Source organism: Cupriavidus sp. U2, assembly GCF_009663685.2.
In the GTDB taxonomy this organism is placed as follows: Bacteria; Pseudomonadota; Gammaproteobacteria; order Burkholderiales; family Burkholderiaceae; genus Cupriavidus; species Cupriavidus necator_C.
Genome location: NZ_RCOG02000032.1, coordinates 496972 through 511909, shown reverse-complemented (window position 1 = coordinate 511909; position 14938 = coordinate 496972). Strand labels below are relative to the sequence as shown.

The following is a 14938-nucleotide window of genomic DNA, read 5'->3' as shown; positions in this document are numbered from 1 at the left end:
CAAGGGAGCCGTCATGAGGGAGCCGTCATGAGCGAGGTATTCCGCAACCACGTGCGCATCCGCTTCAAGCATTGCGACGCCGCCGGCATCGTGTTCTATCCGCGCTACTTCGAGATGCTGAACGACTTGATCGAAGACTGGTTCGCCGAGGCGCTGGACTGGCCGTTCGACGCCATGCACGGGGCGGCGCACGCGGGCATTCCGACGGCCGAACTGCAGTGCCGCTTCGAGGCGCCAAGCCGCCTGGGCGAACTGCTCACGCGCGAACTGCGCGTGACACACATCGGCCGCAGCAGCTTTGCCGTGCAGATCCGCTTTGCCGGCCCGGACGGCGACACGCGCATGGCCATCACCCAGCGCCTGGTCTGCGTGGACACGCGCCAGATGGCCCCGCAGCCGCTGCCTGACCCCGTGCGCACCGCGATGGGGCGCTTCCTGGCGCCTGCCGCGTGAGGCAGAACAAACCAGACGATGGCAACACCGAGAGGACCCAACATGCTGAAGACATTGCAACCGCCCGACTGGGCAGCGCCGAAGGGCTACGCCAACGGCATCCTGGCCGACATGCAGGTGGGCAGCCGCCTGATATTCGTGGGCGGCCAGATTGGCTGGAACGGCCAGTGCGAATTCGAAACCGACGACTTCGCGCTGCAGGTGGCGCAGGCGCTGCGCAATATCGTGGCGGTGCTGGAGCAGGGCGGGGCGCGGCCCGAGCACATCGCCCGCATGACCTGGTACGTGAAGGACAAGGCCGAATACGTGGGCGCCTACAAGGCCATCGGCCAGCACTATCGCGATATCGTGGGCCGGCATTTTCCGGCCATGACGGCCGTCGAAGTGGCCGACCTGGTGGAGCCGCGGGCCAAGGTGGAAATCGAAGTCACGGCGGTGGTGCCGCCGGCGGCGTAATCCCAAGCGGTGCCGGCGGAGCGCGGCGGTGCGGCCGCATGTCATGCCGATGACAGCCAAGCCGCCCGCCGCGTCTGTCCATCGTAAGTTGTTGAATACTTGAGAAATTGGGTGCGGCGGGATATAATTCGAAAGTTTCGCTTTCAGAACCCTTCACCCTAGCGCCTACCGTATTCCACCTTCCGCCGCCCCGCTTGCGCGCGTTTTTCATGCACTGCAAAAATGTGATGAAAAAGCCATGCGCCAGCCGGTCCCTTCGTTGGGCCGCCTACGGGGCACGAGGCGTTGAGCAGGTCGGTCACGGGGTGAGTCCAGCAGGAGCCTACCCGTGTTACCGTCTTTTCCGTCCGCCATCCTCGCGCTTGCAGACGGCACGGTCTTTCGTGGCTATTCCATCGGCGCTTCCGGCCATACGATCGGCGAAGTGGTGTTCAACACCGCCATCACCGGTTATCAGGAAATCCTCACCGACCCCAGCTATTCCCGGCAGATCGTCACGCTGACGTATCCGCATATCGGCAATTACGGCGTCAATCCTGAGGATGTAGAAGCCACGAAAGTCCATGCCGCCGGCCTGATCATCAAGGATCTGCCGCTTCTGGCCTCCAATTTCCGCAAGGAACACACGCTCGCCCACTACCTGAAGCAGGAAAAGGTCGTGGCGATTGCCGGTATCGACACCCGCAAGCTGACCCGTATCCTCCGCGAGAAGGGCGCCCAGAACGGCTGCATCCTGGCGGGCGAGGATAACGTGCAGAAGGCCATCGACCTGGCGCGCTCGTTCCCGGGCCTGTCGGGCATGGACCTGGCCAAGGTGGTGTCGGTCAAGGAACCGTACGAGTGGACCCAGACCGAATGGAAGCTGGGCGAAGGTTATGGCAAGCAGGACAAGCCGCAGTTCCACGTGGTGGCCTATGACTACGGCGTCAAGTTCAACATCCTTCGCATGCTGGCCGAGCGCGGCTGCAAGGTGACGGTGCTGCCGGCGCAGGCCAGCGCGGCCGACGCCCTGGCGCTGAATCCTGACGGCATCTTCCTGTCGAACGGCCCCGGCGACCCCGAGCCGTGCGACTACGCCATCGCCGCCACGCGCGAGTTCATCGCCCGCGGCATCCCCACGTTCGGCATCTGCCTGGGTCACCAGATCATGGCGCTGGCCGTGGGCGCGAAGACGCTCAAGATGAGCACGGGTCACCATGGCGCCAACCATCCGGTCAAGGATCACGACGATGGTCGTGTGGTGATTACGTCTCAGAACCATGGCTTTGCCGTGGATGCGGCGACGCTGCCGGCCAATGCGCGTGTCACGCACACGTCGCTGTTCGACGGCACGCTGCAGGGCTTCGCACTGACCGACAAGCCTGCTTTCTGCTTCCAGGGTCACCCCGAAGCGTCGCCGGGTCCGCATGACATCGCGTACCTGTTCGACCGCTTCACGAAGCTGATGCAGGACGCCCGCGCCAAGGCGGCCGCCTGACGCGGCGCGTTGGATGCAACGAGAGACCTGAACGGAATCCACCTGCCATGACCGCTTTCATGCACGCCAGCTTCGGCATCACCGATTTCTGGACCTATGTGCTCGGCACGATCTTCATCGTGCTCCTGCCCGGGCCGAACTCGATGTATGTGCTGTCGGTGGCCGCCCAGCGCGGCGTGCGTGCCGGCTACAAGGGTGCGTGCGGCGTGTTCCTCGGCGATGCCATCCTGATGGTGCTGTCGGCCGCGGGCGTGGCTTCGCTGCTCAAGGCCAGCCCGGCGCTGTTCCACGTGATCAAGTACGTGGGCGCCGGCTACCTGGGGTGGATCGGCTTCCAGATGTTGCGCGGCGCAGTGCGCAACTGGGCCAGGCCGGCCGACCCCGCTGCCGCGCAGGCGGCGGCCGTGCCGGTGGACAAGTCTTCGAACCCGTTCACCAAGGCGCTGGTCATCAGCCTGCTGAACCCGAAGGCCATCCTGTTCTTCATCTCGTTCTTCATCCAGTTCGTGGATCCGCAGTTCGCGTATCCGGCGCTGTCGTTCGTGGCGCTGGGCCTGGTCTGCCAGATCTGCAGTCTTGCGTACCTGACGACGATCATCTTCGTGGGCGCGCGGCTGGCCGATGTGTTCCGCCGCCGCCGGCGGCTGTCCGCGGGCATGTCGAGCGGCGTCGGCGCGATGTTCATCGGCTTCGGTGCCAAGCTGGCCACGGCCACCCTGGGCTGACGATCCAAAACCTGATATCCGGTACGGCCCGCGGGAACTTGCGGACCGGCCAACAAAGAGAGCGTGCAATGCCAAAGCGCACAGACATCAAGAGCATCCTAATCATCGGCGCAGGCCCGATCATCATCGGCCAGGCGTGCGAATTCGACTACTCCGGCGCACAGGCCTGCAAGGCGCTGCGCGAAGAGGGCTTCAAGGTCATCCTGGTCAACTCGAACCCGGCGACCATCATGACGGACCCGAACACGGCCGACGTGACGTACATCGAGCCCATCACCTGGGAAGTGGTCGAGCGCATCATCGAGAAGGAGCGCCCGGACGCCATCCTGCCGACCATGGGCGGCCAGACCGCGCTGAACTGCGCACTGGACCTGCATCGCCATGGCGTGCTGGACAAGTACAAGGTGGAGCTGATCGGCGCATCGCCGGAAGCCATCGACAAGGCCGAAGACCGCCAGAAGTTCAAGGACGCGATGACCAAGATCGGTCTCGGTTCGGCCAAGTCGGGCATCGCCCACTCGATGGACGAGGCCGTGGCCGTGCAGTCGCGCATCGCCCAGGAAACCGGTTCCACCGGCTACCCGATCGTGATCCGCCCGTCGTTCACGCTGGGCGGCACCGGCGGCGGCATCGCCTACAACCGCGAAGAGTTCGAAGAGATCTGCAAGCGCGGCCTGGACCTGTCGCCCACGCGCGAGCTGCTGATCGAGGAATCGCTGCTCGGCTGGAAGGAATACGAGATGGAAGTGGTCCGCGACAAGGCGGACAACTGCATCATCATCTGCTCGATCGAAAACCTGGACCCGATGGGCATCCACACCGGTGACTCGATCACCGTGGCCCCGGCCCAGACGCTGACCGACAAGGAATACCAGATCCTGCGTAACGCGTCGCTGGCCGTGCTGCGCGAGATCGGCGTCGACACCGGCGGTTCAAACGTGCAATTCTCGATCAATCCGGCGGACGGCCGGATGATCGTGATCGAGATGAACCCGCGTGTGTCGCGTTCGTCGGCACTGGCCTCGAAGGCCACGGGCTTCCCGATCGCCAAGGTCGCGGCCAAGCTGGCCGTGGGCTACACGCTGGACGAGCTCAAGAACGAAATCACCGGCGGCCAGACCCCGGCGTCGTTCGAGCCGTCGATCGACTACGTGGTCACGAAGGTGCCGCGTTTCGCGTTCGAGAAGTTCCCGGCCGCCGACAGCCACCTGACCACGCAGATGAAGTCGGTCGGTGAAGTGATGGCCATGGGCCGTACGTTCCAGGAATCGTTCCAGAAGGCGCTGCGCGGCCTGGAAGTGGGCGTGGACGGCCTGGACGAGAAGTCCACCGACCGCGACGAAGTGGTCGAGGAAATCGGCGAAGCCGGCCCGGACCGTATCTGGTACGTGGGCGACGCGTTCCGCCTGGGCATGTCGCTGGAAGAAGTGCACGCCGAGACCGATATCGATCCGTGGTTCCTGGCCCAGATCGAAGATATCGTCAAGACCGAAGGCCTGGTGCGCAACCGCAAGCTGGAAAGCCTGTCGGCCGCCGAACTGCGCTTCCTGAAGCAGAAGGGCTTCTCGGACCGCCGCCTGGCCCGCCTGCTGAAGACCGACGCCAAGGCCGTGCGCGAGGCGCGCGTGGCGCAGAACGTGCGCCCGGTCTACAAGCGCGTGGACACCTGCGCGGCCGAGTTCGCCACCAACACGGCTTACATGTACGGCACGTATGAAGCCGAGCATGGCGAGTGCGAGGCGGACCCGACCGCCAACAGGAAGATCATGGTGCTGGGCGGGGGGCCGAACCGGATCGGCCAGGGTATCGAATTCGACTACTGCTGCGTGCACGCCGCGCTGGCGCTGCGCGAAGACGGGTACGAGACCATCATGGTCAACTGCAACCCGGAAACCGTGTCGACCGACTATGACACGTCGGACCGCCTGTACTTCGAGCCGCTGACGCTGGAAGACGTGCTGGAAATCGTCGACAAGGAAAAGCCGGTCGGCGTGATCGTCCAGTACGGCGGCCAGACCCCGCTGAAGCTCGCGCTGGACCTGGAAGCCAACGGCGTGCCCATCATCGGCACGAGCCCGGACATGATCGACGCCGCGGAAGACCGCGAGCGTTTCCAGAAGCTGCTGCAGGACCTGGGCCTGCGCCAGCCGCCGAACCGCACGGCTCGCGCCGAGGACGAAGCCTTGCGCCTGGCCGAGGAAATCGGCTATCCGCTGGTGGTGCGCCCGTCGTACGTGCTGGGCGGCCGCGCGATGGAAATCGTGCATGAGCCGCGCGACCTGGAACGCTACATGCGCGAGGCCGTGAAGGTCTCGAACGATTCGCCGGTGCTGCTGGACCGCTTCCTGAACGACGCGATCGAGTGCGACGTCGACGCCCTGTGCGACGGCCAGCGCGTGTTTATCGGCGGCGTGATGGAGCACATCGAGCAGGCTGGCGTGCACTCGGGCGATTCGGCCTGCTCGTTGCCGCCGTACTCGCTGTCGCAGGCAACGGTCGACGAACTGAAGCGCCAGACCGCCGCCATGGCGAAGGCGCTGAACGTGGTCGGCCTGATGAACGTGCAGTTCGCGATCCAGCAGAAGAACGGCGAAGACATCGTCTACGTGCTGGAAGTGAACCCGCGTGCGTCGCGTACGGTGCCGTACGTGTCGAAGGCCACCGGCCTGTCGCTGGCCAAGATCGCCGCGCGCTGCATGGCGGGCCAGTCGCTGGATTCGCAGGGTATCGGCGCCGAAGTGGTGCCGCCGTACTTCAGCGTCAAGGAAGCCGTGTTCCCGTTCAACAAGTTCCCGGGCGTGGATCCGGTCCTCGGACCTGAAATGCGTTCCACCGGCGAAGTGATGGGCGTGGGCAAGGTGTTCGGCGAAGCCCTGTTCAAGAGCCAGCTGGCGGCCGGTTCGCGCCTGCCCGAAAAGGGCACCGTGCTGATTACGGTGAAGGACAGCGACAAGCCGCGCGCCGTCACCGTGGCCCGCATGCTGCACGACCTGGGTTACCCGATCGTTGCCACGCGCGGCACGGCTTCGGCCATCGAGGCCGCCGGCATTCCGGTCCGCGTGGTCAACAAGGTCAAGGACGGCCGTCCGCACATCGTGGACATGATCAAGAACGGCGAACTGGCCCTGGTCTTCACGACCGTGGACGAGACGCGCACGGCCATCGCCGATTCGCGCTCGATCCGGATCGCCGCGCTGGCCAACCGCGTGCCGTACTACACCACCATCGCCGGCGCCAACGCCGCCGTGGAAGGCCTGAAGCACATGCAAAGCCTGGAGGTCTACGACCTGCAGGGCCTGCACAAGCAACTGGCCTGATCCAGGCCCGTCAGTGCCGCCAATGCTGCGGTGCGGGGGGAATACCCCGTGCCGCGGCGCTGCCGCCGGGTTGAAACCGGCGGCAGTTCTGGCCTAAACTACGTCGAATTCGCTGATCGATCCGCACCCCGGTGCCGGTTCGATCCCATCTGAAAGCCGCGGTCGAGCGGAAGTGCTGACCGGCAGAATCGCTGCCGGAGCATGGTTCCAGCTCCGCTGCGGCTCATTTTTTTGTTGAACGAGACAATGAGCACCATTCCGATTACCAAGCGTGGCGCTGAACTCCTGAAGGAAGAGCTGCAGCGCCTCAAGGCCGTCGAACGTCCCGCGGTGATCAACGCCATCTCCGAGGCGCGTGCCCAGGGCGACCTGTCGGAAAACGCCGAATACGACGCCGCCAAGGAAAAGCAGGCCTTTATCGAAGGCCGTATCCAGGAGGTGGAGGCCAAGCTGTCCGCCGCCCAGGTTATCGACCCGACCCAGCTCGACACCGACGGCCGCATCGTCTTCGGCGCCACCGTGGACCTGGAAGACCTGGAATCGGGCAAGGCCGTGAGCTACCAGATCGTGGGCGACGACGAAGCCGACCTGGACAGCGGCAAGATTTCGGTCAGTTCCCCGATTGCACGCGCCCTGATCGGCAAGTTCGAGGGCGATGTCGCCACCGTGCTGGCCCCGGGTGGTGAACGCGAATACGAAGTCATCACCGTCCGTTACATCTGACGCGGCGGGGCACGGGTGTTCTCGTCTTCGTACTCGAATCTGCCGCCGCTGCCGCACCGCATCTTCCTGCTGCTGACCGTGGTCTGGGCGGGCAGCTTGTGGACGGTGGGCTACATGGTGGCACCGACGCTGTTCGCCGTACTGCCCAGCCGCGAGACGGCGGGCATGATTGCCGGGCACCTGTTCCGCTATGAGGCGATCCTGGGGGTCACCGTCGGCGTGCTGCAACTGGTGCTGTGCAATGTGCTGATCCGCCGGGGCGCCGCGCGTTACCGGGCGCTGCGCTGGATTGTGCTGGCCATGCTGGTGTGCGTGCTGGCGGGCTATTTCGGCCTGCAGCCGTTCATGGAAGGGCTCAAGGTCAAGGCGCAGGCGATGAACCTGGGCGTGTCCGATTCGCCGTACAAGAGCCAGTTCGGCATGCTGCACGGCGTGTCGAGCGTGTTCTACCTGCTGCAGAGCCTGCTGGCGCTGGTGCTGGTGTGGCGTGCCAGTGCGCCACGCGGGGCGGGAGAGTAAGGCAGCGAGAACGTCCCGGGGAGTTTCGGGAAATGAAAAAGGCGGCCATGGCCGCCTTTTGCTGTGTCAGGGAACCGATTGACCCGTGGCCAATCTGATTCTGCCGGTCAGCCCAGCGACTTCTTTTTCTGGCTGGTGGGCCGTGCGCGGGCTCGCTTGACGTTCCCGGCCTGCGTCACACGTTCATTGCCCAGCACCTTGACGGCGGTGCGAGGCGCGCGGCGCTGGGTCGAGCCGGTGGCCTTGCGGACCATGACGGTACGCGGCGCGGCGCCGGTACCGAGCCGACGGCGGGCAGCGCCCATGTCGTCCGGCTGGTTTTCCTTGAGGCGCGCGGGGCCGGGACGCCAGATGACGAGCAGCTTGCCGATATGCTGGATCGGCGCGGCGTCCAGTTCGTCGCAAATGGCGTCATAAATGGCGATGCGAGTGTCGCGTTCGTCACCGAATACCCGGATCTTGATCAGGTCGTGTGCCGCGAGACTGCGGTCGATTTCGGCCAGGACGGCGGGGGTCAGGCCTTCCGCGCCGATCATGACCACGGGATTGAGGCCATGGGCGCGCGAGCGCAGTTCGGAACGTTGGGCGGAGATCAGTTGTAGAGCGGGCATTGGAGCAGCAAATTTCGGATTGGCGCGTATTATCCGTCAACCCTGCAAAAAAAGGTCGCCGGCAGGCGGCAAAGATCACCAAATCGGGAGAAATACTGCGTCTCGGCCATGGATTGTGGCCGTGCAGCCGGATTTTCCCGCCAGAAGGCAAGTCTCAGTCATGGCCAAGGGCAAGAACAAGTTCAACCAGTCGTGGCTCCACGACCACATCAACGATCCCTATGTGAAGCTGGCGCAGCGGGAGGGCTATCGCGCCCGTGCGGCCTACAAGCTCAAGGAGATCGACGACCAGGACAAGCTGATCCAGCCCGGCTCGGTCATTGTCGACCTGGGCGCCGCGCCCGGCAGCTGGAGCCAGTATGCCCGCAACAAGCTGGCGGCGTCGCCCCGTGCACGGGACGGCAAGCCGGACGGCGCCGTGGTGGCAATCGACATCCTGCCGATGGAGCCCGTGGCCGATGTGACCTTCATCCAGGGCGATTTCCGGGAGGAGGAAGTGTTCCGGGAACTCGAAAAGGTGGTGCTCGAGGCGTCCGGCGGGTCGAGAATCGACCTTGTTATCTCGGACATGGCCCCCAATTTGTCCGGTGTGGCGTCGGCGGATTCCGCGCGGATCGAGTATTTGTGTGATCTGGCGCTGGAATTTGCGCAGGCTCACCTGAAGCCCGAGGGGTCGTTGCTGGTCAAGTGTTTTCACGGGTCCGGCTACAGCCAGATCGTTGAGAAGTTCAAGCGTCAGTTCAAGGTTGTCGCCAAGCGCAAGCCCAAGGCGTCGCGCGACAAGTCTTCAGAAACCTTTATTCTTGGGCGTTACCTGAAATCAGTGGACTGACAGGATGCATGACGGTGTGCGGCCACCCCCACGAAAGCAGGGGTATCCGGGTTTGTGCCGGGCATTGTCCCGCTTGCCCGGATTGGACGGCTCGGGCACTATCAGGCTCATAGAATCAGATTTCCCTGTGGGGACGGGCGCTGCATTACAATGCAATGCAGCTATCCGTTGGCAAGGCAATTGCAAAGGAGTTCGGCCTTGAATAACAACCTGTTTCAAAAGGCGGCAATCTGGCTCGTGATCGCGCTGGTATTGTTCACCGTCTTCAAGCAGTTCGACAAACCACGTGCCCAGGACGGTGTCACCTATTCGCAGTTCATGGATGACGCCAAGAACGGCAAGGTGTCGCGCGTGGACGTGCAGGGCCGTAACCTGGTGGTCTCCCCGAAGGAAGGCGCCAAGTACACCATCATCTCGCCGGGTGATATCTGGATGGTCGGCGACCTGATGAAGTACGGCGTCCAGGTGACCGGCAAGGCCGATGACGAGCCGAACGTACTGGTCCAGGCGTTGTACTACCTGGGACCGACGTTGCTGATCATCGTCTTCTGGTTCTACATGATGCGGCAGATGCAGGGCGGCGGGAAAGGCGGTGCCTTCTCGTTCGGCAAGTCCCGTGCGCGGCTGATCGACGAGAACCAGAACGCGGTGACCTTCGCCGATGTGGCCGGTTGCGACGAGTCCAAGGAGGAAGTGGTCGAACTGGTCGACTTCCTGAAGGACCCGCAGAAATTCCAGAAGCTGGGCGGCCGCATTCCGCGGGGCGTGCTGCTGGTTGGCCCTCCTGGTACCGGCAAGACGCTGCTGGCGCGTGCCATCGCCGGTGAAGCCAAAGTGCCGTTCTTCAGCATCTCGGGTTCCGACTTCGTCGAAATGTTCGTCGGCGTGGGTGCTGCCCGCGTGCGCGACATGTTCGAGAACGCCAAGAAGCAGGCCCCCTGCATCGTGTTCATCGACGAAATCGACGCGGTCGGCCGCCATCGTGGCGCCGGCATGGGCGGCGGTAACGACGAGCGCGAGCAGACGCTGAACCAGATGCTGGTCGAGATGGACGGCTTCGAAGCCAACTCGGGTGTGATCGTGATCGCCGCGACCAACCGCGCCGACGTGCTGGACAAGGCACTGCTGCGTCCGGGACGTTTCGACCGTCAGGTCTACGTGGGGCTGCCGGATATCCGCGGCCGCGAGCAGATCCTGAAGGTGCATATGCGCAAGGTGCCGATTGGCAACGACGTGGATGCATCGGTCATCGCACGGGGTACGCCGGGCTTTTCGGGTGCCGACCTGGCCAACCTGGTCAATGAGGCTGCGCTGTTCGCCGCCCGCCGCAACAAGCGCGTGGTGGACATGCAGGACTTCGAGGACGCCAAGGACAAGATCTACATGGGTCCGGAGCGCAAGTCGACGGTCATGCGCGAAGAAGAACGCAAGGCCACGGCTTACCACGAGTCCGGCCATGCGGTGGTTGCCAAGCTGCTGCCGAAGGCCGACCCGGTCCACAAGGTCACCATCATGCCGCGTGGCTGGGCGCTGGGCGTGACCTGGCAACTGCCGGAGCACGACAAGTATTCGAAGTACAAGGACAACATGCTTGAGGAAATTGCGATTCTGTTCGGCGGACGTGCTGCCGAAGAGGTCTTCCTCAACGCCATGAGTACCGGTGCCTCGAACGACTTCGAACGCGCCACCAAGATCGCCCGCGACATGGTGACCCGCTTCGGCATGAGCGATTCTCTGGGTGCCATGGTCTACGTGGATACCGAGCAGGACGGCATGTTCGGCAAGCTGTCGTCGAAGACCGTATCGGAAGCCACGCAGCAGAAGGTCGATCTGGAAATCCGCACCATCATCGACGAGCAATACGCGCTGGCCAAGCGCCTGCTCGAAGAGAACCGCGACAAGGTCGAAGCCATGACCAACGCGCTGATGGAGTGGGAAACGATCGACGCCGATCAGGTGAACGACATCATGGCCGGCAAGCCGCCGCGCCCGCCGCGTGGCCTGCAGGGTCCGAGCGGTGGCGGCAGCACGCCTCCGGGTGGTTCGCCCGTAGCCCCGACCAATGCGCCTGCCACGGCGCGCGTCGACGATACGGTGTAATTGGGCTGCACCGCCGCGTAACAGACCGTTTGCAACGGTTCCAAACGCGGCGGATTCTGATAGCCTCCGAAGCCGGTGCCTGGTGCGCCGGCTTTTTGTTTTTCAGGTGGACATCTTGCCGACCGAGTTCTTCCAGTGCGGGCGTTTTCGATTCGCCCGCAATCGCCGCCCCCTGGTGATGGGCATCCTCAACGTGACCCCGGATTCCTTCTCGGATGGTGGCCAGCACGCCTCGCGCGACGCGGCGCTGCGCCATGCCGAGCAGATGATTGCCGAGGGTGTCGATCTGATCGACATCGGCGGGGAATCGAGCCGGCCGGGATCGGCGGCATTGCCCCTGGATCAGGAGCTCGACCGCGTCATGCCGATCGTCGAGGCGCTGGCCGGTTGCGGCAAACCGTTGTCCATCGACACGTACAAGCCCGAGGTGATGCGGGCCGCACTGGCGGGCGGAGCCGATTTGATCAACGATATCTGGGGCTTCCGCATGCCTGGCGCCGTCGAGGCGGTGTCGGCGGGGCAGGCGGCCCTGTGCGTGATGCACATGCAACGCGATCCCCAGACCATGCAGGAAGACCCGCAGTACGCCGACGTGGTGGCGGAAGTGGCGGATTTCCTGCGCGAGCGGGTGTCAACCCTGCGTGCGGCGGGCGTGGACGATTCGCGTATGTCGCTCGATCCGGGATTTGGATTTGGCAAGACGCCGGATCATAATCTGCGCCTGCTCGGGCAAATGCCAAGGCTGGCGATCGACGGGCTGCCGATTCTGGCCGGGCTGTCGCGCAAATCGACGCTGGGCGTCATCGTCGGCGGCAAGCCGCCGCAGGGCCGGGTGGCGGCCAGCATTGCCGCGGCGGTCTGCGCCGCAGAGAAAGGCGCATATATCGTGCGCGTGCATGACGTAGAACAAACCGTGGACGCCCTCAAGGTCTGGTGGGCGATCCGCCATGAGTCAGTTGTCCCGCAGGGGCAGCAAGGAGAATGATCAAATGACACGCAAGTATTTCGGGACGGATGGCGTACGAGGCAGGGTGGGCGAGGTGCCGATCACGCCTGATGTGGTGATGCGGCTGGGCTATGCCGCCGGCAAGGTGCTGGCGCTGGGGCAAAAGACGTCGCAAGGCCGGCCGACCGTGCTGATCGGCAAGGACACGCGGGTCTCGGGCTACATGCTGGAAGCCGCGCTGGAGGCCGGTTTCACGGCCGCGGGCGTCAACGTGCGCCTGACGGGCCCGTTGCCGACGCCTGCCATCGCCTACCTGACGCGCGCGCTGCGCCTGGCGGCCGGGGTGGTGATTTCGGCCAGCCACAATCCCTACTACGACAACGGTATCAAGTTCTTTTCGGCCTCGGGCGACAAGCTGCCCGATGAGGTGGAGGCGAAGATCGAGTCGTTGCTGGAAGAGCCGATGATGTGCGTGCGCTCGGAGGATCTGGGCCGCGCCAAGCGTATCGACGATGCTGCCGGCCGCTATATCGAGTTCTGCAAGAGCACGTTCCCCTATGAGCAGGATCTGCACGGGCTGCGCGTCGTGGTGGACTGCGCGCATGGCGCGGCTTACCACATCGCACCGCATGTGTTCCATGAACTCGGCGCCGAGGTGATTCCGATTGGCAATCAGCCGGATGGACGCAACATCAACGCCGGCTATGGTGCGACCGCGCCCGAAAAGCTCGTGGAAGCGGTGCGCGCCCATCGCGCCGACGTCGGCCTGGCGTTCGACGGCGACGCTGACCGCCTGCAGGTGGTGGACGCGCAGGGCCGGCTCTACAACGGCGACGAGCTGCTGTACCTGATCGTGCGCGACCGTCAGGCGTCCGGCCAGAAGGTAGAGGGCGCGGTGGGTACGCTGATGACCAACATGGCCGTGGAACTGGCGCTCAAACGGCTGGGCGTCGATTTCGTTCGGGCCAAGGTCGGCGACCGCTACGTGCTGGAGGAACTGAAAAAGCGCGGCTGGCAACTCGGCGGCGAGGGGTCCGGCCATCTTTTGTGCCTGGATCGACACACTACGGGCGACGGCATCGTGTCGGCGCTGCAGGTACTGGCCGCGCTGCGCCGTAGCGGCAAGACGCTGGCGGAACTGCTGGATGGCGTGCATCTGTTCCCGCAAACGCTGATCAACGTCCGTGTCGAGAAGGGCTTCGACTGGCAGAGTCACGCCGGCCTGAAGGCGGCGCGCGACCAGATCGAGCCTGAACTGGAAGGCCGCGGCCGCGTGCTGATTCGCGCTTCGGGCACTGAGCCTGTGGTGCGGGTGATGGTGGAGGCCGAACAGGTGGAGACCGCCGAGCGCGCCGCACAGACGCTGGCCGACGCATTGCGCGCCGCCTGATTCTCCCGCGGGGTCCGGCGACCCCCTTGTATCTCATCGACGCCACGGTCATCGGTCCGTGGCGTTTGCTTTTCCTCATTTTATGCAATTAACCGACAAGGGAATCGCCGTGACGTGATGCAAACGTGACCGGCATGGGAGTGGCGATTAAAGCACGGCGAGAAGGCGGTTTCGTGACGGGTGGGGAATATCGGCCCGTTGGCGCGGTCTTTGAAGAAGATTCCGGGATGTCATGGAACTGTCATACAAGCAGCATACAGTTCGCCTTGTCAAAAATTTGTCATTCCCAACCAATGTTCTCTGGAGGACATATGAAGCTGGTCAAGACTGCCGTGGCAGGCATCGTGTCGATTGTGGTGGCGGGTACTGCGTTCGCGGCGGAAATTACCGGTGCAGGCGCTTCTTTCCCGGCGCCCGTGTATTCCAAGTGGGCTGACGCCTACCAAAAAGCGACGGGTAACAAGGTTAACTATCAATCCATCGGTTCGTCGGGCGGCATCAAGCAGATCAACGCCAAGACGGTCGATTTCGGCGCTTCGGATGCTCCCCTGAAGGACGACGAACTGGCCAAGGGCAACCTGATCCAGTTCCCGACCGTGATCGGCGGTGTGGTGCCCGTGATCAACCTGCAAGGCGTGAAGCCGGGCGAGCTGACCATTACCGGCGACGTGCTGGCCAACATCTACCTGGGCAAGATCAAGAAGTGGGACGATCCCGCGATCAAGGCCCTGAACCCGAAGGCCAAGCTGCCGAGCCAGGACATCCTGCCGGTGCGCCGCGCTGACGGCTCGGGTACGACGTTCATCTTCACGAACTACCTGTCGAAGGTCAGCAATGACTGGAAGAACTCCGTAGGCGAGGGTACGACCGTGAACTGGCCGGGTGGCGGCACGGGCGGCAAGGGCAACGAAGGCGTGGCCGCCTTCGTGCAGCGTCTGAATGGCGCGATCGGCTACGTCGAGTACGCCTATGCCAAGCAGAACAAGATGACGTACCTGACGATGAAGAACGCGGCAGGCGAAGTGGTGCAGCCGAGCGACGATGCCTTCAAGGCCGCCGCTGCCGGTGCCGACTGGAACAAGACGTTCTACCAGATCCTGACGAACCAGCCGGGCAAGGGCGCATGGCCGATCGCTGGCGCGACGTTCATCCTGGTCCACAAGAACCAGGAAAAGCCGGCTCAGGGCCAGGAAGTGCTGAAGTTCTTCGACTGGGCCTACAAGAGCGGCGGTGCCATGGCTTCGGACCTGGACTATGTGCCGCTGCCGGACGCCGTTGCCAACCAGATCCGCGCGACCTGGAAGCAGAGCATCAAGGACGGTTCGGGCAAGGCCCTGTACTAAGCTGTTGCTGTACTGAAGTACGGCCCGGCACGCAGGCGCTGACCGC

General features: G+C 64.0%; 13 protein-coding genes. 12 read left to right on the top strand and 1 reads right to left on the bottom strand.

What is annotated here, in order from left to right; translation table 11 throughout:
• Positions 1-27: 27 nt before the first annotated feature.
• From D9X30_RS26560 to D9X30_RS26530, 7 genes are all read left to right on the top strand, one after another.
• On the top strand, positions 28-453 hold the full coding sequence (locus D9X30_RS26560) for an acyl-CoA thioesterase (protein ID WP_153945341.1): 426 nt from the start codon (positions 28-30) through the stop codon (positions 451-453).
• 42 nt (positions 454-495) lie between these two features.
• On the top strand, positions 496-909 hold the full coding sequence (locus tag D9X30_RS26555) for a RidA family protein (protein WP_153945340.1): 414 nt from the start codon (positions 496-498) through the stop codon (positions 907-909).
• A 328-nt stretch (positions 910-1237) separates the two neighbouring features.
• On the top strand, positions 1238-2386 hold the full coding sequence (gene carA, locus D9X30_RS26550) for a glutamine-hydrolyzing carbamoyl-phosphate synthase small subunit (protein WP_092594165.1): 1149 nt from the start codon (positions 1238-1240) through the stop codon (positions 2384-2386).
• Positions 2387-2433: 47 nt separating this feature from the next.
• A complete protein-coding gene (gene leuE, locus D9X30_RS26545; RefSeq protein WP_153945339.1) occupies positions 2434-3111 on the top strand; it encodes a leucine efflux protein LeuE in 678 nt (225 codons plus the stop codon).
• Positions 3112-3179: 68 nt separating this feature from the next.
• On the top strand, positions 3180-6428 hold the full coding sequence (carB, locus tag D9X30_RS26540) for a carbamoyl-phosphate synthase large subunit (RefSeq protein ID WP_153945338.1): 3249 nt from the start codon (positions 3180-3182) through the stop codon (positions 6426-6428).
• A 246-nt stretch (positions 6429-6674) separates the two neighbouring features.
• Entirely contained in the window at positions 6675-7151 is a 477-nt protein-coding gene (gene greA / locus D9X30_RS26535; RefSeq protein WP_092594162.1) for a transcription elongation factor GreA, read from the top strand.
• Between the two features lie 15 nt (positions 7152-7166).
• Positions 7167-7670 carry a DUF4149 domain-containing protein gene (locus D9X30_RS26530; protein WP_249641092.1) on the top strand — a complete coding sequence of 168 codons (504 nt, stop codon included), beginning with the start codon at positions 7167-7169 and terminating at the stop codon, positions 7668-7670.
• Between the two features lie 107 nt (positions 7671-7777).
• Here the strand turns inward: D9X30_RS26530 and D9X30_RS26525 are convergent, their stop codons facing one another.
• Positions 7778-8281, bottom strand: coding sequence for a YhbY family RNA-binding protein (locus D9X30_RS26525; protein WP_092594160.1), 504 nt, complete (start codon positions 8279-8281; stop codon positions 7778-7780).
• 160 nt (positions 8282-8441) lie between these two features.
• On the opposite strand from D9X30_RS26525, the gene D9X30_RS26520 reads away from it, so the two are divergent.
• The 5 genes from D9X30_RS26520 to pstS all read left to right on the top strand — a co-directional run bounded on the left by D9X30_RS26520 (position 8442) and on the right by pstS (position 14892).
• On the top strand, positions 8442-9113 hold the full coding sequence (locus D9X30_RS26520) for an RlmE family RNA methyltransferase (RefSeq protein ID WP_153945337.1): 672 nt from the start codon (positions 8442-8444) through the stop codon (positions 9111-9113).
• Between the two features lie 198 nt (positions 9114-9311).
• Complete coding sequence (ftsH, locus tag D9X30_RS26515) at positions 9312-11213, top strand: ATP-dependent zinc metalloprotease FtsH (RefSeq protein WP_092594158.1); 1902 nt, start codon at positions 9312-9314, stop codon at positions 11211-11213.
• 115 nt (positions 11214-11328) lie between these two features.
• Positions 11329-12198: a dihydropteroate synthase gene (gene folP, locus D9X30_RS26510; protein WP_153945336.1), complete on the top strand. Its 870-nt coding sequence runs from the start codon at positions 11329-11331 to the stop codon at positions 12196-12198.
• A gap of 4 nt (positions 12199-12202) precedes the next feature.
• Positions 12203-13549: a phosphoglucosamine mutase gene (gene glmM / locus D9X30_RS26505; RefSeq protein ID WP_153945335.1), complete on the top strand. Its 1347-nt coding sequence runs from the start codon at positions 12203-12205 to the stop codon at positions 13547-13549.
• Positions 13550-13860: 311 nt separating this feature from the next.
• Positions 13861-14892: a phosphate ABC transporter substrate-binding protein PstS gene (gene pstS / locus D9X30_RS26500; RefSeq protein WP_153945334.1), complete on the top strand. Its 1032-nt coding sequence runs from the start codon at positions 13861-13863 to the stop codon at positions 14890-14892.
• Positions 14893-14938: the final 46 nt, after the last annotated feature.

Excerpts from the sequence above, each read along its gene's own strand:
- leuE (WP_153945339.1), top strand. The coding sequence starts at position 2,434 with ATGACCGCTTTCATGCACGCCAGCTTCGGCATCACCGATTTCTGGACC.
- glmM (WP_153945335.1), top strand. The coding sequence starts at position 12,203 with ATGACACGCAAGTATTTCGGGACGGATGGCGTACGAGGCAGGGTGGGC.
- D9X30_RS26555 (WP_153945340.1), top strand. The coding sequence starts at position 496 with ATGCTGAAGACATTGCAACCGCCCGACTGGGCAGCGCCGAAGGGCTAC.
- greA (WP_092594162.1), top strand. The coding sequence starts at position 6,675 with ATGAGCACCATTCCGATTACCAAGCGTGGCGCTGAACTCCTGAAGGAA.
- D9X30_RS26520 (WP_153945337.1), top strand. The coding sequence starts at position 8,442 with ATGGCCAAGGGCAAGAACAAGTTCAACCAGTCGTGGCTCCACGACCAC.
- carB (WP_153945338.1), top strand. The coding sequence starts at position 3,180 with ATGCCAAAGCGCACAGACATCAAGAGCATCCTAATCATCGGCGCAGGC.
- pstS (WP_153945334.1), top strand. The coding sequence starts at position 13,861 with ATGAAGCTGGTCAAGACTGCCGTGGCAGGCATCGTGTCGATTGTGGTG.
- D9X30_RS26525 (WP_092594160.1), bottom strand. The coding sequence starts at position 8,281 with ATGCCCGCTCTACAACTGATCTCCGCCCAACGTTCCGAACTGCGCTCG.
- D9X30_RS26560 (WP_153945341.1), top strand. The coding sequence starts at position 28 with ATGAGCGAGGTATTCCGCAACCACGTGCGCATCCGCTTCAAGCATTGC.